At 55.9% G+C, this 26,806-nt stretch carries 26 protein-coding genes and 1 pseudogene; 8 read left to right on the top strand and 19 right to left on the bottom strand.

The genetic code is table 11. The annotated features are described in order from the left end of the window. Positions 1-132: 132 nt before the first annotated feature. The 8 genes from FHX03_RS25125 to FHX03_RS25160 all read right to left on the bottom strand — a co-directional run bounded on the left by FHX03_RS25125 (position 133) and on the right by FHX03_RS25160 (position 8,745). Positions 133-1,581 carry an efflux transporter outer membrane subunit gene (locus FHX03_RS25125; RefSeq protein ID WP_183855961.1) on the bottom strand — a complete coding sequence of 483 codons (1,449 nt, stop codon included), beginning with the start codon at positions 1,579-1,581 and terminating at the stop codon, positions 133-135. 167 nt (positions 1,582-1,748) lie between these two features. Next, a complete protein-coding gene (locus tag FHX03_RS25130) occupies positions 1,749-2,234 on the bottom strand; it encodes a MaoC family dehydratase (RefSeq protein ID WP_011654219.1) in 486 nt (161 codons plus the stop codon). 77 nt (positions 2,235-2,311) lie between these two features. Further along, entirely contained in the window at positions 2,312-4,138 is a 1,827-nt protein-coding gene (gene glmS / locus FHX03_RS25135) for a glutamine--fructose-6-phosphate transaminase (isomerizing) (protein ID WP_183855963.1), read from the bottom strand. An 841-nt stretch (positions 4,139-4,979) separates the two neighbouring features. Then, a complete protein-coding gene (nodL, locus tag FHX03_RS25140) occupies positions 4,980-5,552 on the bottom strand; it encodes a nodulation O-acetyltransferase NodL (RefSeq protein WP_131702635.1) in 573 nt (190 codons plus the stop codon). A 678-nt stretch (positions 5,553-6,230) separates the two neighbouring features. Then, a complete protein-coding gene (locus tag FHX03_RS25145; protein ID WP_183855965.1) occupies positions 6,231-6,635 on the bottom strand; it encodes a hypothetical protein in 405 nt (134 codons plus the stop codon). 66 nt (positions 6,636-6,701) lie between these two features. Beyond that, a complete protein-coding gene (locus FHX03_RS25150; RefSeq protein WP_168257382.1) occupies positions 6,702-7,421 on the bottom strand; it encodes a hypothetical protein in 720 nt (239 codons plus the stop codon). A gap of 121 nt (positions 7,422-7,542) precedes the next feature. Continuing rightward, positions 7,543-8,214, bottom strand: a complete 672-nt coding sequence (locus FHX03_RS25155; RefSeq protein ID WP_064649264.1) for a hypothetical protein — start codon at positions 8,212-8,214, stop codon at positions 7,543-7,545. A 180-nt stretch (positions 8,215-8,394) separates the two neighbouring features. Then, positions 8,395-8,745, bottom strand: a complete 351-nt coding sequence (locus FHX03_RS25160; RefSeq protein WP_183856197.1) for a helix-turn-helix domain-containing protein — start codon at positions 8,743-8,745, stop codon at positions 8,395-8,397. 178 nt (positions 8,746-8,923) lie between these two features. Here FHX03_RS25160 and FHX03_RS25165 point away from each other — a divergent pair, with 178 nt between their 5' ends. Both FHX03_RS25165 and FHX03_RS25170 read left to right on the top strand, forming a co-directional pair. After that, positions 8,924-9,562, top strand: a complete 639-nt coding sequence (locus FHX03_RS25165; protein WP_131702632.1) for an acyl-homoserine-lactone synthase — start codon at positions 8,924-8,926, stop codon at positions 9,560-9,562. 152 nt (positions 9,563-9,714) lie between these two features. Then, positions 9,715-10,449 carry a helix-turn-helix transcriptional regulator gene (locus FHX03_RS25170; RefSeq protein ID WP_131702631.1) on the top strand — a complete coding sequence of 245 codons (735 nt, stop codon included), beginning with the start codon at positions 9,715-9,717 and terminating at the stop codon, positions 10,447-10,449. Positions 10,450-10,760: 311 nt separating this feature from the next. Here FHX03_RS25170 and FHX03_RS25175 read toward each other — a convergent pair whose 3' ends face one another. The 3 genes from FHX03_RS25175 to FHX03_RS25185 all read right to left on the bottom strand — a co-directional run bounded on the left by FHX03_RS25175 (position 10,761) and on the right by FHX03_RS25185 (position 13,830). Continuing rightward, a complete protein-coding gene (locus FHX03_RS25175; RefSeq protein ID WP_168257384.1) occupies positions 10,761-11,972 on the bottom strand; it encodes a beta-ketoacyl synthase in 1,212 nt (403 codons plus the stop codon). Next, positions 11,973-12,251 (bottom strand): acyl carrier protein, encoded by a 279-nt coding sequence (locus tag FHX03_RS25180; protein WP_127431415.1) that lies wholly within the window; start codon positions 12,249-12,251, stop codon positions 11,973-11,975. A gap of 646 nt (positions 12,252-12,897) precedes the next feature. Continuing rightward, positions 12,898-13,830, bottom strand: coding sequence for a LysR family transcriptional regulator (locus FHX03_RS25185; RefSeq protein ID WP_131702676.1), 933 nt, complete (start codon positions 13,828-13,830; stop codon positions 12,898-12,900). A gap of 258 nt (positions 13,831-14,088) precedes the next feature. Between FHX03_RS25185 and FHX03_RS25190 the strand changes: the two genes are divergently transcribed. The 6 genes and pseudogenes from FHX03_RS25190 to FHX03_RS35120 all read left to right on the top strand — a co-directional run. Further along, positions 14,089-14,679 (top strand): NodA family N-acyltransferase, encoded by a 591-nt coding sequence (locus FHX03_RS25190; protein WP_131702629.1) that lies wholly within the window; start codon positions 14,089-14,091, stop codon positions 14,677-14,679. Then, on the top strand, positions 14,676-15,326 hold the full coding sequence (gene nodB / locus FHX03_RS25195; RefSeq protein ID WP_183855967.1) for a chitooligosaccharide deacetylase NodB: 651 nt from the start codon (positions 14,676-14,678) through the stop codon (positions 15,324-15,326). Before FHX03_RS25190 ends, nodB begins: the two co-directional genes overlap by 4 nt. Before the next feature lie 21 nt (positions 15,327-15,347). Continuing rightward, positions 15,348-16,625 carry a chitooligosaccharide synthase NodC gene (gene nodC, locus FHX03_RS25200; RefSeq protein ID WP_183855969.1) on the top strand — a complete coding sequence of 426 codons (1,278 nt, stop codon included), beginning with the start codon at positions 15,348-15,350 and terminating at the stop codon, positions 16,623-16,625. A gap of 37 nt (positions 16,626-16,662) precedes the next feature. After that, positions 16,663-17,697 (top strand): nodulation factor ABC transporter ATP-binding protein NodI, encoded by a 1,035-nt coding sequence (gene nodI, locus FHX03_RS25205; protein ID WP_131702626.1) that lies wholly within the window; start codon positions 16,663-16,665, stop codon positions 17,695-17,697. A 1-nt stretch (position 17,698) separates the two neighbouring features. Continuing rightward, positions 17,699-18,478, top strand: a complete 780-nt coding sequence (locus tag FHX03_RS25210) for an ABC transporter permease (RefSeq protein ID WP_183855971.1) — start codon at positions 17,699-17,701, stop codon at positions 18,476-18,478. Between the two features lie 160 nt (positions 18,479-18,638). Beyond that, positions 18,639-18,737, top strand: a pseudogene (locus FHX03_RS35120) (DUF982 domain-containing protein); the annotation flags it as partial. Between the two features lie 88 nt (positions 18,738-18,825). Here FHX03_RS35120 and FHX03_RS25215 read toward each other — a convergent pair. The 8 genes from FHX03_RS25215 to FHX03_RS25250 all read right to left on the bottom strand — a co-directional run bounded on the left by FHX03_RS25215 (position 18,826) and on the right by FHX03_RS25250 (position 26,793). After that, a complete protein-coding gene (locus tag FHX03_RS25215) occupies positions 18,826-19,878 on the bottom strand; it encodes a class I SAM-dependent methyltransferase (protein WP_183855973.1) in 1,053 nt (350 codons plus the stop codon). A gap of 144 nt (positions 19,879-20,022) precedes the next feature. Continuing rightward, entirely contained in the window at positions 20,023-20,229 is a 207-nt protein-coding gene (nifT, locus tag FHX03_RS25220; RefSeq protein WP_183855975.1) for a putative nitrogen fixation protein NifT, read from the bottom strand. Positions 20,230-20,401: 172 nt separating this feature from the next. Then, a complete protein-coding gene (locus tag FHX03_RS25225; protein ID WP_131702622.1) occupies positions 20,402-20,596 on the bottom strand; it encodes a 4Fe-4S binding protein in 195 nt (64 codons plus the stop codon). 28 nt (positions 20,597-20,624) lie between these two features. Further along, on the bottom strand, positions 20,625-22,103 hold the full coding sequence (gene nifB, locus FHX03_RS25230; protein WP_183855977.1) for a nitrogenase cofactor biosynthesis protein NifB: 1,479 nt from the start codon (positions 22,101-22,103) through the stop codon (positions 20,625-20,627). Between the two features lie 195 nt (positions 22,104-22,298). Continuing rightward, positions 22,299-23,858, bottom strand: coding sequence for a nif-specific transcriptional activator NifA (gene nifA / locus FHX03_RS25235; RefSeq protein ID WP_183855979.1), 1,560 nt, complete (start codon positions 23,856-23,858; stop codon positions 22,299-22,301). 196 nt (positions 23,859-24,054) lie between these two features. Continuing rightward, a complete protein-coding gene (locus tag FHX03_RS25240) occupies positions 24,055-24,351 on the bottom strand; it encodes a ferredoxin family protein (protein ID WP_131702620.1) in 297 nt (98 codons plus the stop codon). A gap of 11 nt (positions 24,352-24,362) precedes the next feature. Continuing rightward, complete coding sequence (locus tag FHX03_RS25245) at positions 24,363-25,670, bottom strand: NAD(P)-binding protein (RefSeq protein ID WP_183855981.1); 1,308 nt, start codon at positions 25,668-25,670, stop codon at positions 24,363-24,365. Further along, positions 25,657-26,793, bottom strand: coding sequence for an electron transfer flavoprotein subunit alpha/FixB family protein (locus FHX03_RS25250; protein WP_131702618.1), 1,137 nt, complete (start codon positions 26,791-26,793; stop codon positions 25,657-25,659). Before FHX03_RS25250 ends, FHX03_RS25245 begins: the two co-directional genes overlap by 14 nt. Positions 26,794-26,806: the final 13 nt, after the last annotated feature.

Below are 26,806 nucleotides of genomic sequence, written 5' to 3' on the forward strand. Positions count from 1 at the left end.
CCTGCTCGTAAGCGGGAGGTGGTGAAGGGCATGTGCCGCGATTGGACGACCTCCCGGCCGGCGCCAATACAACTCAGGCGCTGGCGCGCTAATGACTTGATCAGGTTAAACCATCCCGCATCCAGCGCTCGGCTATTGCGAATGTGCGGATTGGATGTTTGCATTTGCGGCTGCAACCGTCGAGGCCTCCCTGGGTGACGCGACTTTGGAAGCCGCAAAACCACCGCGGATTGCTACATTCAACCGCACGTGATCCTTGGCCAGTTGTTGGATCGCCGCAGCGAGGCTCGCCTGAGCGCTGGACACCTGCCTTTGCGCTTCGAGAACATCGAGGAGAGAAGAGGCGCCATCCGTGTACGAGGCCGTCGAAAGCTTCAGTGCTTCTTCGATCGTTTCTACTTGCCTGCGACGTGAGTTCTCTGTGTGAACGTCGCGTCGGACGGCTGTCAAAGCGTCCTCGACTTCCTGCACAGCTGTCAGGACGGTTAATTTCCAGCTTATGTAGGCTGCTGCGGCGTCCGATTTAGAAGTCTCCACGTTTGCCCGCAAACGGCCGCCGTCCAGAATTGGGAGGTCAAGGCTCGGCCCGAAGGACCATTTCAAGATACCCCCGTGACGGCCGCGCTGCTTGATATAGGAAGGGGTGATCGAGCCGGAGAGCGTTATGGCGGGGTAAAGCTGTGCTTCCGCCACGCCGATCTGTGCAGTCGCGGCGGCGAGATCCCGTTCAGCCTGGCGAATATCGAATCGATTGCGAATAAGATCGGCGGGAATGCCGGCATTGATCTTTCCGCGATAGACCGGCTGCCCTTCACTTTTCTGCAGTTGCTTGATCACTGTTTCCGACGGCAAAGCGAGGAGGGCCGCAATGTGATGCGCCGACACGCGAAAATTCAGTTCTAGCCTTGGTATTTCGGCAATCGTCGATCGGACAAGTCCTTCGGCTTGCAAGACATCCAGCCGGGAAGCCGCTCCCGCTTCGACTTGAAAATTCGTGAAATCGTAGGTCTCCTGGCGGGACTTCAGGTTCGCTCGGGAAATCGAAACGCGCTGCTGGTAGTACCGGGCGTCGATGTAGGAGGAAACAAGATCTTTGATTAGAGCTAGCTTTGCGGCGTCGACAGCCGCATGCGCAGAATCAAGAGAAGCCAGTGCGCTTTCAGTGCTGCGCCGGTACTGACCGAATACGTCCAGCAGCCAGGTCAACGATAGTTGCACGCTGGAGATATTCTGTGTGCTCGTGACATCTCCCCCTTTGCCGATCTCGCCGCTTGTCGTGTGTGATGCCTTGGGAAGGCCCCCGGCGCCAGCGATGGTGACGTCCGCGGCGGCGGCGTTAACCCTTTCGAGCGCCTGCTGAACACTGAGGTTCTCATCCAGGCCGGAGGCAACGTACTGGTTGAGCGTACGATCTGAAAACGAATCCCACCACGCCGACACCGCAACATCGCCGGCGCTCTGTTTTGCACCCTCGGAAAACTTCTCCGGCAAAGGCGTTTCCGGCGGTGCATGGTCGGGCCCGAGCATGCAAGATGACAAAAGTAGCGGCAACACCGCAGCGGCCAGACGGAACGAATGCAATCAATCAGCCTCCATTACAGCGAAATTCAAATCAAACCCGTTTCGCCTGCCCGAAGGATGATGCCAGCGCGCAATTGCCGACGCAGCAGATCGAGAATTCCGGCGTGACACTACGAAATCGCGTGCAGCCAAAACAACAAGTCGACACCCGCTGGCGCGAGCTGGCGTCAAATCCCTTTAGGCCTGTCGTTCGGATCAAACTGAATGATAGTGATCCAATTAGCAGTGAGTGCCGGTCGGTTCTCGTTCTCGATCTCCACCGTAACCTCGTAGGTAGTCACCAGCATGCTTGCGCCGCGAAATTGACACTCAGAGAGAACGAAGCGACCGCGCACACGGCTGCCGGTCTTAACTGGTGACATGAAACGCACCCGGTCTAAGCCGTAGTTAAGGCCCATGGTCTGCTCGCGGATCTTTGGCATGCCGCTGAAGTTCATCGCCGACAGAAGCGAGAGTGTCAGGAAGCCGTGAGCGATAGTGCCACCAAACGGGCTTTCGACTGCCGCGCGTTCCGGGTGCACGTGGATGAATTGATGATCGTGTGTCGCATCGGCAAAGAGATCGATTGTAGTTTGATCAACGGTTATCCATTCGGATTTACCGAGCTCCTGGCCAATTCGCGACGGCACGTCGGCGAGCGAAAGTTCGTGCATACGACCTCACTTTTTTGATGTCTGATCAAGTCCTGGATTTTCCCGGAGGCGATTTGCGATCTAACCAATCGTCACAATCATTCGACTGTGACCGATTTAGCTAGATTCCGCGGCTGGTCCACATCTGCCCCCATGACGACCGCTGTGTGATACGCAAGAAGCTGCAGCGGTAGAGAAAAGATCATCGGCGAGATAATCTCCTCGACATTGGGTAATACGATAGTGTGCATGGTGGGGAGTTTCGACATCGAAGCTCCCGTCTCGTCGGTGATCAGAATGATGCGGCCGCCGCGGGCGGCCACTTCCTGCATATTGGAGACAGTTTTATCGAAGAACCGATCATGTGGCGCGATGACGATGACTGGCATATTTTCATCGATCAAGGCGATCGGACCGTGTTTTAATTCTCCTGCCGCATAACCTTCAGCATGGATATAGGAAACCTCCTTGAGCTTCAGCGCACCTTCCATGGCCAATGGGAAACTTGTGCCGCGGCCGAGATAGAGCACGTCGCTGTAATTCGACAATTCCCGGGACAAGAGCTCTATCTTCGGCTTGATGTCGTTCAGCACCTGTCGCATAACGCTCGGCAACGTCGCCAAACTTTGGACGAGCAATTGTTCCTCGCCATCTGTGATCGTGCCTCGCGCCTTGCCTGCGCCGATGGCTAGCGCAGCGAGAACAGCAAGCTGGCAAGTGAATGCCTTCGTAGAAGCAACGCCGATCTCTGGCCCGGCGAGGATCGGAAAGATGGCATCTGCCTCGCGGGCAATAGTTGATTCTCGGGTATTGACGACAGCGCCTATTCTCAGACCCTGTGCTTTGCAATAGCGCAGCGATGCAAGCGTGTCAGCCGTCTCACCAGACTGAGAGATGAAGAGCGCTGCCGACTGCGGCGACAACGGGATTTCGCGGTAACGGAATTCAGAGGCGACATCAATTTCAACCATTAAGCGTGCGTAGCGCTCGAACCAATATTTGCCAATCAATCCCGCAAGATATGCCGTGCCGCAGGCGGCGATCGCGAGGCTCTCAACCCTGGCGAAATCGATGTCAGTTGAAGTCGTTGTGACATGACTATCTTTGACATTGATGTAGTGCCCAAGAGCACCGGCGATGACCTCGGATTGCTCGTAGATTTCTTTTTCCATAAAATGCCGATGATTGCCCTTGCCGACCAGGTCGGCGTTAGCAAGCGATATGTGTCGTGGGCGCGTAACGACCTTGCCTTCCATATCGAAAACTTGGACACTCGTTTTGCTTACAACAGCCCAATCGCCGTCGTTCAGATATGTGATGTTATTGGTGAACGGAGCAAGAGCGATCGCGTCGGAGCCCAGAAACATCTCACCATCGCCATGGCCTATCACTAATGGTGGTCCATTGCGCGCCACCATAATTGTCGCGGGATAATCTTCAAAGAGGATGGCAAGAGCGAAGGCGCCCTTGACGCACTTCAGCATGGCATGCGTGGCCTCAATGCATCCCATGCCATCCCGACGGAATTTTGTCAGGAGATGCGCAATCACCTCGGTATCCGTGTCGGTCTGGAACTTGGCCCCAACCTCCGCCAATCCGTCCTTTAGCTCGGAGAAATTTTCGATGATGCCGTTATGAACAACGGCTACACCATCGGTAAAGTGCGGGTGAGCGTTGCATTCTGTCGGTGCGCCATGGGTCGCCCATCGTGTGTGGGCAATGCCGACGGTGCCGCTCAGTGGCGCTTCCTTCAATCTCGTTTTAAGGTTCCCGAGCTTGCCTTCCGCACGGCGTCGGTGCAATTCTCCCTCGAAGATCGTAGCAACGCCGGATGAATCATAGCCGCGATATTCCAGCCGCTCCAAGGCTTCGATCAGTCGCTCCGACACGGGCTTATGTCCCACTATGCCAACAATTCCACACATGCTCGTCACCCATGTCAAGAGCCCCCGACAGGTAATCAGGAGGCGGACGCCGCTCGGCGCGTGTCCTCCAGCGCGTGCTAATAAATCCAAACAGATTAGTAAAATTGATTGTTGGGATAGCTATCATCCACGTTATGGATGCAGTGTACTTAGGTAGCTGGTCAATCAACGCTGTACGTGGCGAAAGGCGCTTTCTGCAGAGTGGGACCGATAGGCTGCGCCGGGTGATCGGTGCCTACTTCTGAAGATGTTCCTGGCGACAGCAAGATATTTACCGACGACATACCGCGCGTGGATTTCTATTCAGAGCGAGCAATTGTCATTCATCGAGCGCACGAAAACAATTCGTGCTCATGCAGGTGAAACGGTCTGTATCTGCGAGTTGAGCCTAAACGTAATTGACCCCTTCGCATGCGACCAGTTCGCAACTCATAAATCGGAAGCAGAACCAGCATCTCCTGGAAAACATCAGTCGATCTAGATTCGACAGGTTGGTTTCGGGCGCCGATGGGAAGGAGGCTTTGGCATGGGACGAACGCAGGCTATCTTCAAACGGTCTCGGAGGAAAGGTCACATGGCCGCGTGTGTCGGCAGTAGATGGTGCCTTAAGTTTTCGACAGGACAGCCGGATCCTGACACTGGAATCCGGCGGTCCGGTGCAATGTGCAGCCGGTCGTAGCAAACGCGATCAGTAATCACTTAGCACGACTGCCCGACCGCATTTGCAAAGAGAACTGCGTCAGAGTGCCGACGGTCGCACGGGCCATGGCGACCCAGAATCGTCGTTCGCACAAGCAACGAGACTACCCCTAACCACCGGATTTTCGCCCGACGCCTACTTTTATGATTGCGGCAAGCGTCCACCAACCCTGACCCGAGCTGGATTTCCCATCGCCGTGCTTCCTGCAGGAACATCTCGAGTGACCACGCTACCAGCGCCAATGACAGCATGATCGCCGATCGTCACGCCCGGGAGAATGATTGCTCCACCTCCAATCCAGACGTGCCTGCCAATGCTGACCGGCCGTCCCAACTGCAACCCAGCCTGGCGCTGCTCTGGATCATGTGGATGGTCCGCAGTATAAATCTGCACAGCAGGCCCTATTGCGGTTCCGTCGCCGATAGTCACTGCTGCCACGTCAAGGATGACGCAGTTGAAATTGATGTAGACCCACGCTCCGATCCGGATGTTGAACCCGTAATCGCAGTGGAACGGAGGACGAATAGCAGCTCCAAGCCCGACAGCCCCCAATCGTTCTAACAGAAGCGCATGCCACCGCTCGGCGGGGTCGCCCAGCGTGTCATTGTACCGTTTCAGCCAAGCCCCGGTGAGGAGCAACTCGGCTTGGATCTCAGGATCCGCTGCGTTATACATCTCGCCTGCGAGCATCTTTTCTTTTTGGCTGCGTGTCATCGTCTCTTCTCAGATCTTGTTCGAGGAGTGGTCGGTCATTGCGCTCGGATTCACCTGGTTGCCGGCAGAGCGCACAAAGGAGTTAACAGCAATCTTTCGCCTTTTCGCGGCTGGTTCGAAAGTCATCTGCTCAAGCGCGGCAAATCCTGCAGATAGGCAGACCGGAAGCGACCTTCGCATTCACCGGCTGGGGGAGGGCACAATAAGATGTGTCTATTTAGCTTGGCAGATTCCGAACACAGCGGCAAGCGCATAGGCAGACCAAGGCTGACTAAGAGACCGTCATAAAAAGACTTTTACTCAAGTTACTGCCCAGCTTCCCGAAGGTTTATTCTATTCCAGTCTCTATGGGCCGTCCGCCTTGCTCGATGCCGGCGGGAATGCAAATCGTCAGCGTCTTGGCGCGGCGCGGCATGACGAAGGGCTGGTTCACCGACGGAGGCCGCTATCGCGGCCGCCGTCAATAGAATCCTTGGAACCGGAAAGATTACCGCTCGCCAGTGCCTATGAACTGCTCATTAGCTGTAGTTTCTTTCACCCACCGATTGCTTCTTAGCGTGCAGAATTGGGTCGCCAGGGTGACAAGCGCGCGACAGCGGGCGGAGGTGGATATTCCACTTTCCGCCTCACCTTCGCGCAAGACCGGACGAGAACTGCTGGATGTAGGAAATTCACCCCTTACTGGCAGGCGGTCAGGCCCCCCGGATTTCGAATGGCGGCAAAACCGACGCCGTCGATCGTGTTGTCGTTACGGGCAATGAAGCAGTAATTGTCATCGGCGGGGGGAGCGGCGACGATGCAGGAGTTGGCCCCAGCCGGAATGACATAGGTGTCGGCTCCGACGATCGCAAAGACGGAGGCCGTTCCGTTCGGATGGGGCACCGGCTGCTTGGTGAAGAGGATCGCGTCGTTCGGCGGGGCGACCGCAATGGGCTGGTAGTTCCGACAATCGGACGAAAAAACGAGTTGCGCGGCGGCAGGCAGCGCTGTTGCGAGGATAGAGACGATGGAAATGGCAAGCCCGGCAGCGATTTTATCGCTACGTGCTGTTTGGCCAGCGAATTTCGACGTGATACGTAACATTGCTATATTCCTTTCGGTTCAAGGGTTGGCTTGTTCAAGCGTCAGTGATGATCCGGATCTCTGGGTCTACGGTCCTCCTGTCGCCGAAAAGGTTCCGTCAGCTTTGTAAGTCACGGTGTAGATCGCGTAGCCGATGGTGAAATCGCAGCATGCCGAGTTGCTCTCGTCATAAGTCACGGTGCTTCCGACCGGCTGGTAGCCCATCTTCACGAAAAAGATCTGTTTCGGTATGCAGTTCATGACGGCGTTGGGCAAAGGAGCGACGAAGCTCGAGAGTATGATAGCTTGATTGTCGTTCAGTGCGACGACGCCACAATAGAGCTCGGGACGCGGCAACGGCGTGTAGGAAGGCACGTTCATGCCAAATCCTCCGATCGCAACTCCGGCTTGATTGGCGGGCGCGGAAAGTCCAAGCGGATCGAGCGTCAAGGTCGTGCAATTGTCCGGCGAACCGTCGACCGTGGTGAGCGTAACCGGTCGGAACGCCGAGCTGCTGCCGACCACGGATAGCGTGGCGGCATTGAGCGAGAGAAGCGCGATAAGCTGCGAGGGGGACGCCGCCTGTTTGGTGCTGAGGGCACCTGCATAGACCTGACTGTCCAAACCGAAATTGATCTGCGCTCCCGAACTTGCGTAATTGCCGATGCTTTGGCAGCCGAGACTGCCGCTGAGGATGGGACCATGGCTCGGCAACAAAGGAAATGCCGCCTGCTTCTGGAAAACATAGAAATATTGCGTCGTCTGCGAGAAGTTCCGAACGATGATCTGGTAGGACGAACTGGTCATGGCGTGTGACAATCCCCTCTGAGATCAAGCCTGTCCGTCGCCCGGCGGGCGGCGGCAACGCGCGAATGCTGCGCATGCAGGTGAAGACGGGACGGTTTTTCACCTGCATGGCTGCCAAGGTTTACTGGAGCTGCGTGGTCCAGGTGCCGTCAGATTTCAGGCTGACGTTGCAGACGGAATAGCCGCCGGTGAAGTCGGAAAGCGCCGCGTTCACGCTCGACTGCGTGAAGTTCATCACGACACCTGGCGTGTAGGCGCCGGTCTGGACATAATATTTCAGGATCGGCTGGCAATCGGTATTGCTGGCCGGGTTTGCCTGCACGAAGTTGGAGAGCACGATGCCGCCATTGACGGCAACCGCTGAGCCGACATTGAAGTAGGGCGGCGAGTTGAAGACCGGCGTGGTGATGCGGAATGCGCCAGGCTGTACACCTTCCCCGTAGATTGGCGAGGATAGTCCGAGCGGATTGACCGTCGCAGTCGTCCAGTCGTTCGGTTTACCGCTGCCACCCGAACTCGGAGCAAGATCAATGGCGCGGCTGGCTGACGAGTAGCCGGAAGAGGCGCCGATTTGCGGCGGTGTATTCGCCTGCTGGATGCCGGCATAATATTGCAGGTTGACCTGGAAGGTCAGGATCGCGCCGGTGTTGTCGTAGTTGCCGAGCGACTGCGAGAAAAGGCTGTTCGAATAGACTTGCCCGCCGCCGGTATAAATTGCCGGTTGCTGGAAGAAGTAGAAGTTTTGCGTCTGGGATTCGTAGTTTTTCACGTTGATGGTCAACATTGTAGACATGTCGGCAACCCTTCTGCGTTGATAGTGAAAACAAGGGTCTTCGCGTCGGCGAGGGCAGGGTGGGCTAGCCTTCCTGCCGGTCCCGTCAATGAAACCCTAATTAGAAAGATCGTTGATGCTGCTCATTTAAGCAACCTAAAGCTGTTGAGCGCAAGTTAAAAAAACCGTTCAGAATTGTGCTTAGCGTAAGGCGTGTTCCGGAGGGATGGATTCGAGCAGCCCAATAAGATTGGACTGAGCCGCCGCAGATCGGCCGCGTAGCGCCATTACCCACAGCAATTCCGTGGCGGAGATCGCGCTGTTCCTATGCCCGTCCATGGTCCCTCGCCCCAAGAGCAGCCAATCGAGGGAAACATCCAGCAGGCGCGCGAGAGCGCAGGCGCTTTCCAGGGACGTATGGCCGCCATTTTGCCAGCGCGAGACGGCCGCGACTGATACATTCAGTTCGGCTGCAAGAGCGTGTACTTTCCGGAACTTGCCCCGAGATATCGCTTCTCGAACGCGTTTGCCGCGGGCTGGATCGTAGGTCACGAACGATTCTTCCTTGGTTGCGTTGAAGTGGAAGCCACAGCGAGCTTGAGATCGATCAAGCTTCGGAAATGCCTGTGAAAGTGAAAGGTAAGTCGAAGCGCCGGTCAATCTGGTGAAATATCCAGATTGCTCGAGGTCGGCCCCTGTTGTGAAACATCGACGATCAGGAGGAACGGATATGTTGCGGATACTCACCAAAGACATGCTCGAGACCGATCGACGTGCATTCGATGCAATGTTTCGGGCTCGCGCCGTTGTTTTTCGCGATCGGCTGGGATGGCAGGTCGATGTCCGGGATCAATGGGAGAGGGACCGATATGATGAGGTCGAAGATCCCGTATATCTCGTCACTCAACGACCTTCGGGCACACTGACAGGTTCGCTACGCCTGCTGCCGACCACTGGCGCGACGATGCTCAAAAGCGAGTTTCGGCATTTCTTCGATCAGCCTATCGACGTCGACAGCCCGACGACCTGGGAATGTACTCGCTTTTGCGTTCACCCATCTGCCGGACACATTGCGCAATCGCGCGCAGTCGCCACCGAACTGCTCTCAGGGCTTTGCGATCTTGCCCTCGGCGCCGGTATCGAAAACATCGTCGGCGTCTATGATGGGGCGATGGTCGGGGTGTATCGCAGGCTCGGCTGGAGGCCGACGCCGCTTGCCCGATCACTGCCCGAGATCGGCAAACTGTATGTCGGCCTGTGGGACGTGACTGCAGATAACTGTCGGACACTTCGCACCAACCTAGCCCGACTTCTCAATCAAACCTCTTCCTGTCCTGGCAGGGCCCTTGTCGATGGTGGCATGCGGTAAGGCCAGTCGCCGTCCCGCCGCCCACAGTGTCGTCAGTTCCTTAACCTGTTCTTCACATCGCGTCATGGTTGCCATAAAATGTTCTGTTCTCGCTAACCGCGAAATGTTACCATTACCCCAGTCAGGAAAACACACAACCGCGAGTCCATCTCATGCCGAGCAGTTCTCGTTTTTTCTACAGTTTGGACCGGATCTCCGCATCGCCGACGTTGGAAGATCTGGAAACGACGCTGGACGAAGTCCGCCACATCTATGCGATATCGCACATGGTTCTGCATGTGACCCGCTCCTCGGGCGCAGCGGCCAACAATCCATTGCTGATGCTGACCTACCCGCCCGAGTGGGTGAAGCAATATCTTGCCCGGGATTACTTCAGCATCGATCCCGTCGTGCGGCTCGGACAGCGCGGCTTTCTGCCCGTGGAATGGTCCGCGTCAAAATGGGATTCAGGCCGGGCTCACGGCTTCTTTAAGGAGGCGATGGCCTTCGGTATCGGGCAGCAAGGCGTGACACTGCCGGTGCGTGGGCCTCACGGGGAGCGATCGCTGTTTACGATCACCTCCAATCAGCCCGCCTCCTACTGGCGTCGGTTCCGCATGGACAGCATGCGCGACCTCCAGTTTCTCGCCCACCATCTCCACGACAGGGCCATGGTTCTGTCGGGCCTGAGAAAAACTGCGGATTTTCCGCAATTGTCGCGCCGCGAACTGCAATGTCTCGATATGACGGCCAGCGGCCTAATGGCAAAGCAAATCTGCGCCCGCTTGTCCATTTCGGTAAGTGCGGTGCAGCTCTATCTTGCGTCGGCACGCCGAAAGCTGACCGTCGCCACGACCAGTGAAGCTGTCGCCAAAGCCACGGCGCTCGAGTTGATATCAGCGTGGTGATCGCTTTCTCCGATGACCACGAAGGCCGCAAAGTCACCGTAAAGGTTCATCAATGCCAACAAGCAGCGGTGCCGAGCCCACTTCGTCAGACGTGTGTGCTCGCTGATGCCGGAAAGAGCGGGCGACGGGCTGCATCCCTCTCATCCCACAGCCTTTGCCCCGAGACGGCGGAGTAGCATGGTTTGCGCGGAGGAAAATTTCAGATGCGAGAGTATCCGAGGAATTAGAGCGAGACTATTTGACAGGATTGCGGTGCCTGCTTCAAGCATGTGCCGCTGGCCTTACAAGGGTTAGTCGTGACGATCTTCACTTCATTGCACCTGCTTGAACGCAAGGACAGCATTCATGCCGCCCATGGCGAAGGCGTTGCTCATGGCCACGCCCACCCTGCGCTCCCGGGGCACATTTGGCGTGATGTCCAGATCACAATCGGGGTCTGGTTCGCGATAGTTGGCCGTGGGCGGCACGACACCTTCTTGGATCGCCATCACGCAGGCTATCATTTCGAGCGCACTTGCTGCCCCGAGGCAGTGCGCGTGAGTGGATTTGGTGGAAGAGATGGACATCGATCGAGCATGGTCACCAAAGACGCGCTTAATCGCCGTCGTTTCGATCTGATCGTTGGCCTTGGTGCCGGTACCATGGGCGTTGAGGTAGTCTACATCCTCGGCATTTAAACCCGCATCAACAAGGCAGGCGCGCATCGCCGCCTCCGGCCCATGCACAGCTGGTGCAGCTATGTGGTAGGCATCGGCGGAAAGGCCGATGCCGGCGACCTCGGCAAGCATCGTTGCACCGCGGGCGGCGGCATGCTCATAGCTTTCCAGCACGGCCATGCCCGCACCTTCGCCCAAAACTAGTCCTTTCCTGTCGCCCGAGAATGGCCGGCAAGTATCTGGAGCGAGTACGCGCATTGCTTCCCATGCCTTAAGCACGATCCACACGAGTGGCGCGTCGCTTCCTCCAGCTAGCATAACGTCCGCCCTACCGAGCTTGATCTGATCTACCGCTGAAGCGATCGCATGGTTGGCCGAGGCGCAGGCAGAGGTGGCACCGAAGACTGGCCCCCGCAGCCCGAGGTTCATGCTTACCTGACAGGCAGCCGCGCTAGGCATTGCCTTTACCCCAGTGAATAGCTCAGTGCGAGTCGCGCCGCCCAATAGGAGGGTGCGGTAGGCCTTCTCGGTAGCGTCCCAGCCGCCAAAGCCAACGCCCACTGTCGCGCCGAAACGGTGGGCATTTCCTTCATTGCACGAAAGGCCGGCCTGTAGCATGGCTTGTTTAGCTGCAAGCACGGCTAGCAGGCTGAAGCGGTCCATGGAGATGAGCTGTTTGCGATCAATGTCGTGTTGAGGCAGCACCTTGATCTCGGTCCCGATCATCCCCTTCAGCTCATGAATCTCTGAGTTTGAGATCGGGCCGATGGCGGAGCGGCCTTCGCGCATCTCCGTCCAGATAGAGGAAGCATCGGTGCCCAGTCCGCACAGTCCGCCCAATCCGGTGATAACGACGCGCCTGTCCATTCAGACCTCCTTGGTGAGCAAGCCACGGACGGCTTCCACCACGTCGCCGATATTGTTGAGGTTCGACCAGGCATCGGCCGTATTCATCTCGATCTTAATGCCGTAGAGCTGCTCCAGATCCCAAAGGACATCGGCCAAACCCAGCGAATCGATGCCAAGTGAAGTCAACTCAGTGTCAGTCGTTATTTCGCCGAGCGCTACGATCGTTCTCCCGCCGTCTTCAGCTTTGACGAGCTTATTGATCGCACTGATAATTTCCAGTGTGAGTTGATCAGCCATTTGTATTCCTCTCCATCATGCCTAATTTCGACGAGCCGACGGCCTTGCGAGAAGGCTCGATCTAATTGCTGCTAACATCGGAAGATGTTCCGGCTCGTCTGCGAAGTGACGACAGAAACCAATAAAACTTACCGGAATCTCACCGCGCGGCTGCCCTGCTATGGATCATATGGGATCATTGGTAAAATTGATTGTGTGGATCAAAAGCATCCACGCTATGGATTGTGGCTCGACATATTGCCGCGGCTAACTTCTCGCGCCGGCGCCGTTTCAAACCCTCAAGAACAAGATTTATTGCGGAATCGAAAGTAGAGCTTCGGCTACTATCCCGGGTCGGCGCGTTGGTCATTTTCGCGCAGAAGCGCATGTGCGGAAGGTCGGGGAAGTCACCGCAGCTGAATGCTGGTTTCCGCGATGGGCCGAACATAAGTTACAGGAATAAAGTTTTGAATCACTTTTGCATGAGGCCAGGGAAAGCATACGAATCGTACCTTCTCAGGTAGAAACGATCGCTCTCGGCAATAGCTTCGATTGCTAGCTGAGCTGAGGCGGCGGGGGCCGCCTGTAACGTAATGCCTCCTTTGGGAACACAGCCAACGCGTATGGATCTAATTACTGGGGCTGTGAAATGAGCCGGCGGTGCCGCTTACGACGTACAACTTTCCATCTCAGATTCCATGCGCGAAGCCTCTTGGATCATAATCTCGCGCATCCAGATGTTTCCAGGATCAGTGTTGTGAAGAGCCGGCCATTGGACAGCCTCAGTGAACGAAAGAAGCGGCAAAGGATGCTCAATGATTCTTAGTGGGATAGTTCGTTCGTAATGTTTGACCAGCCGCAGGGGGATGGTTGCTATTCGATTAGTGCGAGACAGCAATGGCGGGATCAAGTTAAACCCCGGGACGACGAGCTCAATACGCCTCTTGAGGCCGTGCTGCATCAATAACCATTGCTCTACGGAAGGCTTAAGACCACGTCCGAACTTAGCCGCAACATGTCCCATGGACATATATTGCTCCAAGGAGAGCTGCCCTTGTAACTGCTCGTTCGTAGGGCAGCCGACGCACACCAGTCTCTCTTCGAAAAGCCTTGCCTTCGGATGGGCGCCGGACATGAATAAATCCGGGAGGATCAGAAAATCGACATCACCACGGCGGAGAAGCTCCTCCGGATCGTCGTCAAGTGGCAGCAACTCGAAGCTGACCCCTGGCGCCTCCCGAGCTAAGCGCAGTATTATCTTGTCGAAGAAGACCAGTGCCATGAAGTCTGAGAGGATAATTCTGAATCGGCGGTCGGACTCCGCTGGGTTTATTGGATCCCAAGCGATAACGGAGAGCTGAATATGCAAGAGGGCTTCGCGGACAGCGGGGGCAAGTGCCTCTGCACGCGGGGTCGGAACTAGCTCCCGTCTCTGCATGATAAAAAGGTCGTCGCGGAAATAGTCGCGCAACCTAGAGATGGCAGCGCTCATGGCGGGTTGGCTGAGGTTGATGCTGCGCGCCGCTGCTGTGAGCTTGCGTTCGGTCATTAGAGCGTCGAGTGCTACAAGAAGGTTTAGATCTAGGCCTTTAAAACGCATGGGTTGAATATCCATTCCATAGATGATTGCCATCCAAACAATCAATTTTACCAATCTTTCGGATCACTTATAGAAAACCCGGAACTTGATCAATATCAGGGCCAGGAACTAAAAAACGAAGCGCCGGGCAGGGGCCCGGTTTGAGACTCTTAAATCTCTTAACCGCTCGATTGCCTAACCGGCAATCCAACAAGTATGCGCAACAATATCGCGCAGCTCTGATCGTGGTTGGGCGAAGAAACAACTTGGAGCTTTTGCATGTCTTCTGAAGTGCGATGGAAAATATGCTGGGAAAATGAGCTGGAAGCTTCCGACCACGCGGAACTCGCCGATTTTTTTTGCAAGACCTATGGGCCGACGGGAGCGTTCAATGCCAAGCCGTTCGAGACTGGCCGAAGCTGGGGTGGTGCGAGGCCCGAACGCCGCGCAATCGCATATGACTCGCACGGCGTCGCTAGCCACATGGGCTTGTTACGCCGCTTCATAAAGGTCGGTACAACTGATTTGCTTGTGGCCGAGCTAGGCCTGTACGGAGTGCGACCGGATCTAGAAGGATTAGGCATCGCTCACTCGGTCCGCGCCATGTTTCCGGTTCTGCGCGAGTTGAGTGTTCCATTTGCTTTCGGAACAGTTCGCCACGCCATGCGGAATCATATGGAAAGATACTGCCGAGACGGGACCGCCAATATTATGACCGGGCTGCGTGTGCGCTCCACGCTTCCAGACGCGCATTCCGACCTGCCAGCCACGCGCACTGAAGATGTCCTCGTATTGGTGGTTCCCGTCAACCGTCCATTGACTGAGTGGCCCGCGGGCTCGTTGATTGAACGAAACGGGTCGGAACTATGAAGCGGCCTGCCTATATGAGCGAAGTACCAGTCAATCACACAAACGGCCGGGAAGATCGCTGCGTTTACTTGACGTTCGACGACGGTCCTAATCCATTCTGCACGCCGCAAATCCTGGATGTTCTAGCTGAGCACCGTGTTCCGGCGACATTTTTTGCTATCGGCTCATACGTGAAGGATCACCCCGAACTCATTCGGCGCCTTGTGGCGGAAGGTCATGATGTCGCCAATCATACCATGACGCATCCCGACCTCGCCACCTGCGATCCTAACGATGTGAAACGTGAAATAGACCAGGCGCATCAAGCTATTATCTCGGCCTGTCCCCAAGCCATGGTCCGGCACCTACGAGCGCCTTACGGGGTTTGGACTGAAGAGGTGCTTTCAGCGTCGATGAGTGCTGGACTTGGAGCTGTTCATTGGTCGGCAGATCCTAGAGATTGGTCTTGCCCGGGCGTCGACGTGATCGTTGATGAGGTGCTTGCTGCTGCTCGGCCTGGGGCAATCGTGCTTTTGCACGACGGGTGTCCTCCCGATGAGGTTGAGCAATGCTCGCTTTCCGGACTGCGTGACCAAACGCTTTTAGCACTCTCTCGAATTATTCCGGCACTGCGTAGCAGCGGATTCGAAATTGGTAGACTTCCCTGAAACACTGGACAACGAGAAACCATGACCCTGCTCGCAACAACCAGCATCGCCGCCGTCTCGCTTTATGCAACGCTCTCCACTGTTTATAAGAGCGCGCAGGTCTTTCATGCTAGGCGGACAACGATCTCAATAACACCTGCGAAGGAAATCGAAACCACCGCTGTGCCAAGCGTTGATGTCATTGTGCCGTCCTTCAACGAAGACCCAATCGTTCTCTCGGAATGCCTCGCGTCGCTTGCGGAACAAGATTATGCCGGAAAATTGCGTATCTATGTAGTCGACGACGGTTCTAAGAATCGCGACGCAGTTGTGGCTCAGCGCGCTGCCTATGCAGACGATGAAAGATTCAACTTCACAATTCTCGCTAAAAATGTTGGAAAGCGCAAAGCACAAATCGCCGCTATAACCCAGTCCTCTGGGGACCTCATCTTGAACGTGGACTCAGACACCACGCTCGCCCCCGACGTCGTCTCAAAGCTTGCCAATAAAATGCGCGATCCATCGGTCGGTGCGGCGATGGGGCAATTGAAAGCCAGTAACCAGAAGGACACTTGGCTAACTCGTTTGATCGACATGGAGTACTGGCTTGCCTGCAACGAGGAGCGCGCGGCGCAAGCTCGCTTCGGTGCAGTTATGTGTTGCTGCGGCCCATGTGCCATGTACCGTCGGTCTGCTATGCTTTCGCTGCTCGATCAGTACGAGACGCAGCTTTATCGCGGCAAGCCGAGTGACTTCGGTGAAGATCGCCATTTGACAATTCTCATGCTGAGCGCAGGATTTCGAACCGAGTACGTTCCGAGCGCCATCGCGGCGACAGTCGTTCCTGACACAATAGGTATTTATCTGCGTCAGCAACTACGCTGGGCACGCAGCACCTTTCGGGACACTTTGCTTGCGCTCCCAGTGCTGCCCGGCCTCGATCGGTATCTCACGCTGGACGCAATCGGGCAAAATGTCGGCCTGCTACTTCTTGCGCTGTCGGTATTGACAGGAATTGGCCAGTTTGCGCTGACCGCCACACTACCCTGGTGGACGATCCTGGTCATTGGATCCATGACTCTTGTCCGGTGTAGCGTGGCTGCCTATCGCGCCCGCGAACTTAGGTTTCTGGGTTTTGCTCTCCACACGCTTGTGAATATCTTTCTCCTAATTCCCTTGAAGGCCTATGCCCTTTGTACCCTATCCAATAGCGACTGGCTGTCGCGCGGATCAGTCGCGATTGCGCCCACGGTTGGGCAGCAGGGCGCTACCAAAATGCCAGGGCGGGCGACATCTGAAATTGCCTATAGTGGCGAGTGATGAACGCGTCACTGCAGCTCAAAATCTGGGACAAGATATGAACGGGCAATTAACGAATTTGAAGACGACGATCGCTGATCCGCACCAGGATCATCTCATCCTCTCGGAGCGGCAGCACCAATCGAAATTTAAGGCAATGGATTCGCCTTCTGGCTCATTGTCCCCAGTCGCAATCGACCTGGCCGGCGTTTCGAAATCATATGGTGGTAAAATCGTCGTCAATGACTTGTCGTTTACTATCGCCGCAGGAGAATGTTTTGGTCTTTTAGGACCGAACGGCGCAGGTAAAAGCACGATCACCCGTATGATCCTAGGAATGACGTCGCCGAGTGCAGGCAAGATCACTGTACTCGGAGCGCAGGAGCCGGGCCAGGTTCGCTTGGCGCGCGCGAAAATCGGGATCGTGTCTCAGTTCGATAATCTCGACCTGGAATTCACGGTCCGCGAGAACCTTTTGGTATACGGCCGCTACTTCCGCATGAGCACCCGAGAAGTCGAAACGGTCATCCCATCGCTGCTTGAATTTGCGCGACTTGAAAGCAAGGCGAATACGCGTGTGGCAGACCTATCGGGAGGGATGAAGCGGCGCCTCACTTTGGCGCGTGCGCTCATTAATGACCCGCAGCTACTCATTTTGGACGAGCCGACCACTGGCCTCGACCCACACGCGCGCCACTTGATCTGGGAACGACTTCGATCGCTGTTGGCATGCGGCAAGACAATTCTTCTGACGACCCATATCATGGAAGAGGCTGAGCGGTTGTGCGACCGGCTGTGCGTGCTTGAAGCTGGGCGAAAGATCGCCGAGGGCCGACCGCATGCCCTGATCGAGGAGCAGATTGGCTGTCCTGTGATCGAAATTTATGGCGGCGATCCGCAGGAGCTTAGTCTCTTGATCAGGCCGAATGCTAGGCGACTGGAGATCAGCGGAGAGACCCTGTTCTGCTACACGCCTGATCCAGAGCAGGTGCGCGCGCAGCTGCGTAGATATACGGGCCTGCGCTTGCTGGAGCGTCCACCAAATCTAGAAGATGTCTTCTTGCGGTTAACCGGACGCGAGATGGAGAAGTAGAATGAGCGTAGCAGCATTATCCGCCGGCGGTTTAAATTGGCTCGCAGTTTGGCGCCGGAACTATTTGGCTTGGAAAAAAGCGGCGTTGGCATCCATTCTGGGAAATCTAGCCGATCCCATTATATATCTATTCGGGCTCGGCGCTGGATTGGGAGTGATGGTGGGGCGCGTTGACGGCGTATCGTACACTGCTTTTTTGGCGGCTGGAATGATCGCGACAAGCGCGATGACTGCTGCAACCTTCGAGACTATCTATGCGGCCTTTGGCCGAATGGAGGGCCAGCGCACCTGGGAAGCAATGTTATACACGCAGCTCAGGCTGGGGGATATCGTCGTTGGGGAAATGGCGTGGGCGGCAACCAAGGCGTCGCTCGCAGGCACCGGTATTGGTATCGTCGCCGCCATGTTGGGATACACTCACTGGCTGGCTCTTCTCTACGCTCTTCCGGTCATCGCCATCACGGGCTTAGCCTTTGCGAGCCTTGGAATGGTTGTCACGGCCCTCGCGCCCAGCTACGATTATTTCATATTTTATCAAACGCTGGTCATCACACCGATGTTGTTTTTGTCAGGCGCAGTCTTTCCCGTAGACCAGTTGCCCGTAGCATTCCAACAGATAGCCGCCTTCTTGCCCTTGGCACATTCGATAGATGTTATCCGCCCGACGATGCTGGGCCAACCAATCGCCAATGTCTGCCTGCATATCGGCGTTCTCTGCATCTACATAGTCGTACCATTCCTCGTGTCGACCGCATTGCTTCGGCGGCGACTAATGCGGTGACGGATGCTGCTTCACATCATCATCAGAATCAATCCGGTCGGTTTGCTTTGCTTGGCCCGGCATCTCGCAAGTCGTATGGAGGCCAGGCGACGGCGCGTCTCCTGGTAAACGACTGGCCTTGTGATGACGGTGAGGAAAGGCTGCCGTCAAGGGTGCCGACACATTGCGTGCGGTCAATGAGGCGAGTATCGCCGCTGTCTCGCTCGTGCAGCAGGGAGTTGAAGAGCGGCGACCGGATCTGCCCTCAAGCGCAAAACGGTCCAAATTTCAAGTGCTAGCCGCCTTCAACGTCACGTGTGCGCCGAGAGCCTGCCCCATCTGGCAGGTCCCGGATGCACCACTCCTTTTCACCAAGTTGCTTCGAGCACCATGTTCAGCGGCGTCTGGGCTGCTCGTCTGACATGTGTGAACCCGCCTGACCGGATCACCTCCGTCAATCGCTTCTCTCCCGCCTGAGCGCCAAGTGCTAATCCCGTCTCCTGTGCCAGGGAGGTGGGAACGCAGATCATCGTCGAGGCGGAGTAGTAGAGCCGCCCGACCGGGTTGATATTCTCCTCAAGCGTATCTCCCGCCAGAGGCTCGACCACCATCAGCGTGCCACCCTCCTTCAGCGCTTTTTTGATATGAGACGCCGCGGCTTCCGGGTCGCCCATGTCGTGCAGGCAGTCGAAGCAGGTGATCAGATCGAAGTCGCTACCGTCGAAGTCCTGCGCCCGGCCCACCTCAAACTGCACGTTCGCCACGCCGTGCGCTTCAGCGTGCGCTTTCGCAGCCGCGATCGAGCCCAAATGAAAGTCGTAACCCGTGAACCGGGAATTGGGAAAGGCCTGCGCCATCAGAACCGTTGATACCCCGTGCCCGCATCCGACGTCGGCGACCGTTGCACCCGATTTCAACTTGGCGTTCACGCCATCGAGCGCCGGCAGCCACTCCTGGACCAGCGCATTGGCGTAACCAGGGCGGAACAGCCGCGCGACAGCGCAGAACATGCAGCCAGCCTGGTCACCCCAGGCAACGCCTTCACCTGTCTTGAAGGCAGACTGCACCTTCGCCTGATTTCCGACCATGGCGGCAGCCGTATCGAAGGCGCCAATCAGGTTGACCGGGCTGTCGGGTTCAGCAAACACGTAGGCCTGCTCGGGCGTGAGCGAGAACCGACCATTCTCGTAATGCACATAGCCCGAAGCCGCCTGCGCTGCCAACCACTCGCGCACATAGCGAGGCGTGCATCCCGCGGCCACGGCAACCTCCTCGGCCGTCGCGGGTCCGATCGCCTTCAGCGTCTTGTAGAGGCCAAGTTCATCGCCGATCCGCACCAGCGGCACGCTGAATGCACCACCAAGGTCGCCAAAGATGCGGTCCACGAGCTCCTTAAGCGTTGTTTCGTTGAGTTGGTTCACGTCGGATTCCTCCTGGTATAAGGGCGACCTCTTGACGATCGTCGTCTTCAACGGATCGGCAAAGGATGAAACTCGATGCCCTGTGTTGGGTGTATGAACTGCTTACGCTTTGCACCAACGCTCGTCCCGACCTGCGCGCGCACTCTAACTGGATAGCCTCCTCGCATCGACAGTAACGGGCAGGCGCCTGTTCTGCGATAGGTCGGGAAGGGCAATCCGCCATCCGTTTTTCAGCAGAATAGTGCCGCCCCATAGGTTTTTGTGCTCAACCGAGACGATCGGTTCCTCGAGGTCTTTCTTGTGAATATAGGCCGATAAGCCGACGTCAGTTCTGCTGATTGTCACTCTCATGCACGTTCCTTCTCGCTGGCCGCTTTGGGAGCTTTGAAAGTGTTATCAAGGCCCATTATTCTGGTAGGAAATATCCCCAGGCCGATACCTCCGTTATGGCTCTACATCAGATTTGGGCGGAATCTGCCCCCTGGATGCGAAATTGGTCTTACGCGCTTTAGTCCAGTGACAATCAGGCAGGGACGCAGGTCTTCGGCATCGGACACACCGAAGCGCATTGTTGCGTGTCAAACTCACCCTTGCACTCGGTACATTTTTGTGAATCAACAACATATCCCTCACCTATGAAACTGATCGCATCTGAGGGACATGCAAATTCGCAAGAGCCGCACTGAGTGCACTGGGATGCGATTATTTTGTAAGCCATTTGTAGCTCCTGAGTCAGTCAGAGGGGGCTAAGCCGTCGGCATCGACGGGTTTCGGCCAAACTCGGCTGCGTATACCGCGCTAATTGAAGCCTCGATGTAAGCATAGGCAAATGCGTCCGTTGCTCGCACGCCAGCTTTTGCCAGCCGCTTCTTTGGTCCATCGCCAATTTTGGCAGAGAGCAGAATATCGATACCGTCGAGTGCAACGATGATGTGATCGAGAGCGCTGTCCTCGCCTACACCACCCAGGCAATACTGTTGAACCCTTCGGTGTCCCACTAAATCGATTCCCTTTCGAGAGACGGCATACAATTGGAGTTCTCTTGCCTGACCGAAATGCTCGTTGATCCGGCCGCCACCTTTGGTCGCCACGGCAACGGCAAGAGTTCCCGACGAATCCAGTGACTTGACTGCTTTGTTCGCGTCCAATTTTGCTGCGAATTGATCCTCTCGCTCATGCTCGACCAGCTTCCGATATACCTCGCGCTTGTTGGCATCGTATCCAGCTTTGGTGGAGATTTGGTCGAGAGCAAACTCTCGCTCGCGATCATCGCCCAGCAAACCGATGGCGTCGGCCCGGCACTGTTGGCAGTGGCGCATAAGCTTAACGTTGCCATCGAGACAGTCTTGAAGTGCCTTTAGTTCGAACTGCTCCGGGCAACGCTGACCCGTGAGACCGTAATAAGTACCATGCGAAGGCTTTGAAATCAGGGGCACAACATTGTGCATGAATGCCCCGCGGTCTCTGATCCATCGGTTAACTTCCACGAGGTGCGTGTCATTGACGCCTGGAATCATAACCGAATTGATTTTGGTGAGGATGCCGCGTTCGGTCAGCATTTCCAAACCCAACATTTGGCGCTCGTGAAGGATCCTGGCACCTTCTACCCCAGTGTATCGACGATGACCGTGAAGTATCCATGAATAGATTTTCGCCCCGACTTCCGGATCCACCATGTTGATGGTGATCGTCACGTGATCGACGTTCATGTCAGCTAGCTCATCGACATGGTCCGGAAGCGCCAATCCATTGGTAGAAATGCATAGTTTGATGTCAGGTATTTCTCTGGCAACGCCTTCAAATGTCGCTACTGTTTTCTTCCAGTCGTAACAAGCGTCGCCCGGTCCGGCAATGCCGATTACGGAAAGCTCCGGCACTTTGCTGGCGACGGCAAGCACCTTGCGTAGTGCCTGGTCGGGAGTTAGCTTGACTGATGCGACCCCGGGACGGCTTTCGTTGGTGCAGTCATATTTGCGATTGCAGTAATTGCACTGGATGTTGCAGGCAGGTGCGACCGCGACATGCATGCGAGCAAAATAGTGATGGGCTTGCTCTGAAAAGCAGGGATGGTCTTTGATTCTCTCCCAGATCCGCGCATCGATGTCATCCGTCACCGAAAGGTCATAGGACGAAGATGCGCGGCCGCCGCGCATAGCGGGCTCCATCGGCGCCCGGTCGAAGGGCGCGCTGCTGGTCATCCCGACCTTTATTTCCGGTTCCGACATCACACTGTTCCACTGTTGAGGAAGGTTAAATCTCCGAATGCAAAAGAGATTCCGGTCGACGAGACATTGTTGTTTCAGCGTTATGTCGCCTTACCGCCCGTTTCCCCGCTTGCCGCCGGAGATGTCTTGTAGAAATGAAAATAGATCGCGCCCGAAGTCGTTGGGCCACGCTTACGGAGTTCTTGGCGATCGCCGTCACTCCTTCTTCACATCGATACGAAACCGGCGTAGCGCATAGCCGACCTGCCGCGGCGTTTTACCCAGGATACGAGCTGCTTTGGCCTGTACCCAACCAGCCTTCACCATTGCATTGATCAGTCGATCACGCTCAGTGAGACCCGGTGCCTCCATTGTGGCTGTGGCACCGCTGGCAGCGCCTGGGTAGGGGCCCAGTCCGCTCGACATTGTATCTCGTGGGTTGAGACTATGCACCGCGTCCTTGTCAATAACGTCGCGGGCGTCGTTCCAGAGGAGCGCCGAAGAACACTGGCCTTGCTGACAGGCAAAATCTGATGAAGCAATCGTATTTGAACTGGCGAGAGTAGCGGTCCTTTGTACGCAGTTGTCCAGCTCGCGAACATTGCCGGGGAAGGCGCATTTCGACAAAACGTCTTTTGCCGACGGCGTGAAGCAGAAATTTCGATCATTTGCCTTGTTGAATTTCTCGAGGAACACTTGCGCTAGAAGCAAAATGTCACCGTCGCGCTGGCGAAGTGGCGGTAAAACGATGGGCACCACATTGATCCGATAATAGAGATCGGCTCTGAACTCCCCACGAAGGACGGCCACTTCAAGGTTTTTGTTGGTGGCGCATATAACTCGAACGTCTACTTTCAATGTCTTCGTTCCGCCGAGACGTTCGAATTCACCTTCCTGCAATACGCGCAATAACTTTGCCTGGAATTGTGGTGATACATCGCCGATTTCATCAAGCAACAGCGTTCCGCCATTGGCCAGTTCGAAGCGTCCAGCTCGTTGAAGGAGAGCGCCAGTGAAAGCGCCCTTCTCATGGCCAAACAATTCGGACTCCAGAACGGTTTCCGACAGCGCGGCGCAATTCAACTTAATAAACGCCTTGCTTTTCCGTATCGATAACGCGTGTATTGCTCTTGCAAAGCATTCCTTGCCAGTGCCGCTCTCTCCTCTCAAGAGCACCGCGGAGTTCGTCGCAGCCACGATATTGGTGGTAGCTAATACTCTCTTGAGCGCGGGGCTCTCCCCAACGATCCAATCGATTTTATCGAGCTGGGTGGGTTGAGGCTTCGGTTTGATTTTCGGAATCTGTCCTACTTGCTGTTCCTCGGCGACTGCGCCGCCATCGCTGCACAATTCGCGATAGCGCTGGCAGGTTAAGCCGATCAGGACGGCAATCATTGCCAGAAGGGTTTCGTCCTGATCTCCGCTTTTCTGCGCGAAATCAAGCCACAATGCGCCAATTGCTTTCCGGTTTACTTTAACGGGGAGAACGGCAGAATTTTTCCCAAAGTGCTTCTCACCGCTAGTGATGACACGATCTATTGCGTCCGCCTGTTCAATCGTAAGAGAACGTGAGCGAACGTCGTGCCCAATGGGAGCCCGCACGTTTATCCAGGGCTCTCCTCCGGCGCCGTGAATCACGATTCCGCCATCGCGCAATCGCAGATGCTCGACGAGGGCGTTCATCGCAGCCTTCAGCACGTTGTCTAGAGGAAAAGAAGAGATAAGCTCTTTGGATATGTCGTAGAGTATATGGAGCCGCGCCTCTGGTTTAATCATGCCTACAAACAGGGGAGAGTGCACTGCTTTTTACCCTGGTGCGCGAAATATGCTAACGCATATTCCTAAGTTAAAAGTACGTGTTCCCGGCGGCATAGAAAATTTGCCTTTCGAAAGGTGATGAGTGGATGCACACTCAATCGCCGCCGCTAATGCAGCTGGATCGGTCGCTGCTATCGCCGGAGGTAGGGACTCCTCATCCGAATTTGAAGAGGACCCCGAACCCGCCCCGGGGATAATTCCACTTTATGTCGCCACTCGCTTCGCATAGCACTCTGCATGTGCCGCATTCCAAGCAGCCATCGGCAACAATCGCCACCTGACCAATTTCGTTCACTTCGTAGCATTTGGCCGGACAGATTTGCGTCAAGGCGAGGAGGTTTGGGCTTGGCGACAGATGCGGTCGCACCGTAATGTGCGGACGTCCAGTATCGACCAGATATCGGTTTTGGTACAGCTTGTCCTCAATGCGCTCAATGATGGTCGCCTTCATCGAATTTTCCTTTAACGCCAAGATACGGCGGAGCGGACCGCGTCGCTGATCAACCCCCAACGGGATCGTGCATTGATAAAGGAGGCGGCTGTAGCCTTCTCCCTGTTGATTTTAGGTGCACCGTCGACGCGCACAAAATTTTGCGCTGCCTGAGATATAAGCGTTGGATACGTCATGAAAAAATTGTGACTGTCAGTGTGGAGGAGGCTTGGAAGATCTTTGTGTTTGATCAGGTCTTTCATGACGAACGACTTATCCAGCATGCCCTTATAGAGAGAGAGATTGCGCTTCGTCATCAAGCCGCCACGGCTCTTTATCTGACAGATCGCTTCGCCGGCCATGAGGCCTGATGTCATCGCGAGGTTTGATCCCTCCCTGTGCACGGCATTGTTTAGTTGCGCGGCATCGCCCACGACCACCCACCCGTCGCCAAAGAGTTGCGGGATTGCCTTAAAGCCCCCTTCGGGAATAAGATGCGCGGCGTATTCTTTTATCTCTGATCCGGCCAGTAATGGTCGGATCGAGGGATGTTGCTTGAAGGCGTCAAGAAGGCGGTACGGATTTTCCATGCCTTCCGCTAAACCGGAGACGAGGCAGCCGATCCCCACCGAGATCGACTCCTTGTTGGTATAAAGGAAGCCCAGTCCGGCCATTCCGCGTGAGATCGTGCCGCCGGTTTCGATCACACAGCCTTCGCTACCGTTGAGGCTGAAGCGCTCTGCGATGACCTCTTCCGGCATGAAATGCATTTCCTTGACAGCGAGGGCCACATTTTCTGGCCTCGGTATATCGCGTAAGCCGGCTCGAGTTCCAAGCAGTCCGTTTACGCCCTCAGCAAGGACAACCACGTCCGCGAGGATCACACCGCCCTCCCGGTCGGTGTGAACACCTACTACTTTACCTCTCAGGTTCCGAGCGAGCCTAGTCGCTGTCGTTTCACAAAGGATTGTGCCGCCCGCATCGCGCACCTTGGATGAGAACCACTTGTCAAACTGGGCGCGGATGATCGTATACCGGTTTGGCTTCAGTTCGTTAAAGTCGTCAGAGCGATAGTGCACGCCCGTGTGCGACGAGTCATCCATTAGCCAGAATCGTTGCTCTACCAGATGCCGTTCAAGAGGAGCGTCATCGCGGAAGTTTGGGATAATCGCCTCCAACATGTTGGCGTACAATATAGCCCCTTGAACATTCTTAGAGCCTGAATGTTCTCCGCGCTCCAACTGCAGCACTTTTAGACCGCGACTAGCCATCGAATACGCTGCGGCGTTGCCGGACATACCGGCACCAATGACTATCGCGTCGAACTTACCCTTGGTCATCTAGCCTTCCTCGGTCCATAACCTTGATAGAGTTGTGCGGTGGCATTCGCTTGGCGAAAGCTTCTGTCAACGCCGGCAAGAACTCCAGCGCGCAAGCGACAACGCCGATGTGGGCGAATTCAAAGATCGGAGCGTTCTCGTCAAGGTTGATAGCCACAATCAGATCGGCTCCTTCGACGCCAACGCGATGCTGGACCGCGCCAGATATTCCCGCCGCGATGTAGAGCTTGGGTCTAATGGTATGGCCGGACTGACCAATTTGTCGATCAGCAGGCATCCAGCCTTTTTGGACCAGTGGGCGCGAGCACCCGACTCCCCCGCCGATCGTCGTTGCCAGGTTTCTCAAGTATTGCAGGTTTCCTGCAGCGCCGAGGCCGAGTCCGCCCCCAACCACGATGTCGGAGTTGGCCAGATCGGATTGCTCAGACCCGCTGTTACAAAGGAACGCGAGCACTTTGGTGACGATCTCCTCCTCAACCATCAGGAGTTGATGTTGGATAACGCGTCCAATTGGCTTATCCGCACGTTGCGGCGTCGCCATGACCCTGGACCGCACCGTTGCCATTTGCGGCCGGCTGTTCAGCGTGTAGATCGTGCACAACAAGGACCCGCCGAAAGTTGGCCGCGTCGCTGCGAGTGAACCATCTCCATCAACATCCAGTTCGGTGCAATCAGCCGTAAGCCCTGTTTGTAAGGTCGTTGCTACAGCACCGGCGAGGTCGCGGCCGAGCGTAGTCGCGCCGAGAAGGAGAATTTCTGGTTTGTGAGTAGTGACCAGATCCGTCAAAGCCTTGGTGAAGGGTTCGTTTCGATAGTTGGCGAGGAGGGGCGACTCTACCAGATAGGCGACATCAGCTCCGTAAGCGAAGGCCTCTTCGATCGCAGGCTTGGTGCCCACGCCTTCAGACGAACCGAGGACTACCCCGGCCAGTTGGACACCCAGTTTGTCAGCTAGTCTGCGGCCTTCGCCGAGGAGTTCAATCGATACGGGATGAACATTGCCGCGCTCAAGTTCCATGAAGACCCAGACGTGCCGGTGATCTTCGAAACACTTAAGCAGCTTTTTCCCTGAGCTGGCGCGGCCGACCGCGTTTGCCGTCGTTTCATTTTTTCTAGCGACCAAAATCTACTCCTCG

The organism is Rhizobium sp. BK456 (genome assembly GCF_014194045.1).
In the GTDB taxonomy this organism is placed as follows: Bacteria; Pseudomonadota; Alphaproteobacteria; order Rhizobiales; family Rhizobiaceae; genus Rhizobium; species Rhizobium redzepovicii.

Bases quoted from the DNA above. Each gene is read 5' to 3' on its own strand.
- FHX03_RS25130 (WP_011654219.1), bottom strand. From the start codon at position 2,234: ATGCACGAACTTTCGCTCGCCGACGTGCCGTCGCGAATTGGCCAGGAG.
- glmS (WP_183855963.1), bottom strand. From the start codon at position 4,138: ATGTGTGGAATTGTTGGCATAGTGGGACATAAGCCCGTGTCGGAGCGA.
- nodL (WP_131702635.1), bottom strand. From the start codon at position 5,552: ATGACACGCAGCCAAAAAGAAAAGATGCTCGCAGGCGAGATGTATAAC.
- FHX03_RS25145 (WP_183855965.1), bottom strand. From the start codon at position 6,635: ATGTTACGTATCACGTCGAAATTCGCTGGCCAAACAGCACGTAGCGAT.
- FHX03_RS25150 (WP_168257382.1), bottom strand. From the start codon at position 7,421: ATGACCAGTTCGTCCTACCAGATCATCGTTCGGAACTTCTCGCAGACG.
- FHX03_RS25155 (WP_064649264.1), bottom strand. From the start codon at position 8,214: ATGTCTACAATGTTGACCATCAACGTGAAAAACTACGAATCCCAGACG.
- FHX03_RS25165 (WP_131702632.1), top strand. From the start codon at position 8,924: ATGTTGCGGATACTCACCAAAGACATGCTCGAGACCGATCGACGTGCA.
- FHX03_RS25170 (WP_131702631.1), top strand. From the start codon at position 9,715: ATGCCGAGCAGTTCTCGTTTTTTCTACAGTTTGGACCGGATCTCCGCA.
- FHX03_RS25175 (WP_168257384.1), bottom strand. From the start codon at position 11,972: ATGGACAGGCGCGTCGTTATCACCGGATTGGGCGGACTGTGCGGACTG.
- FHX03_RS25180 (WP_127431415.1), bottom strand. From the start codon at position 12,251: ATGGCTGATCAACTCACACTGGAAATTATCAGTGCGATCAATAAGCTC.
- FHX03_RS25185 (WP_131702676.1), bottom strand. From the start codon at position 13,830: ATGCGTTTTAAAGGCCTAGATCTAAACCTTCTTGTAGCACTCGACGCT.
- FHX03_RS25190 (WP_131702629.1), top strand. From the start codon at position 14,089: ATGTCTTCTGAAGTGCGATGGAAAATATGCTGGGAAAATGAGCTGGAA.
- nodB (WP_183855967.1), top strand. From the start codon at position 14,676: ATGAAGCGGCCTGCCTATATGAGCGAAGTACCAGTCAATCACACAAAC.
- nodC (WP_183855969.1), top strand. From the start codon at position 15,348: ATGACCCTGCTCGCAACAACCAGCATCGCCGCCGTCTCGCTTTATGCA.
- nodI (WP_131702626.1), top strand. From the start codon at position 16,663: ATGAACGGGCAATTAACGAATTTGAAGACGACGATCGCTGATCCGCAC.
- FHX03_RS25210 (WP_183855971.1), top strand. From the start codon at position 17,699: ATGAGCGTAGCAGCATTATCCGCCGGCGGTTTAAATTGGCTCGCAGTT.
- nifT (WP_183855975.1), bottom strand. From the start codon at position 20,229: ATGAGAGTGACAATCAGCAGAACTGACGTCGGCTTATCGGCCTATATT.
- FHX03_RS25225 (WP_131702622.1), bottom strand. From the start codon at position 20,596: ATGGCTTACAAAATAATCGCATCCCAGTGCACTCAGTGCGGCTCTTGC.
- nifB (WP_183855977.1), bottom strand. From the start codon at position 22,103: ATGTCGGAACCGGAAATAAAGGTCGGGATGACCAGCAGCGCGCCCTTC.
- nifA (WP_183855979.1), bottom strand. From the start codon at position 23,858: ATGATTAAACCAGAGGCGCGGCTCCATATACTCTACGACATATCCAAA.
- FHX03_RS25240 (WP_131702620.1), bottom strand. From the start codon at position 24,351: ATGAAGGCGACCATCATTGAGCGCATTGAGGACAAGCTGTACCAAAAC.
- FHX03_RS25245 (WP_183855981.1), bottom strand. From the start codon at position 25,670: ATGACCAAGGGTAAGTTCGACGCGATAGTCATTGGTGCCGGTATGTCC.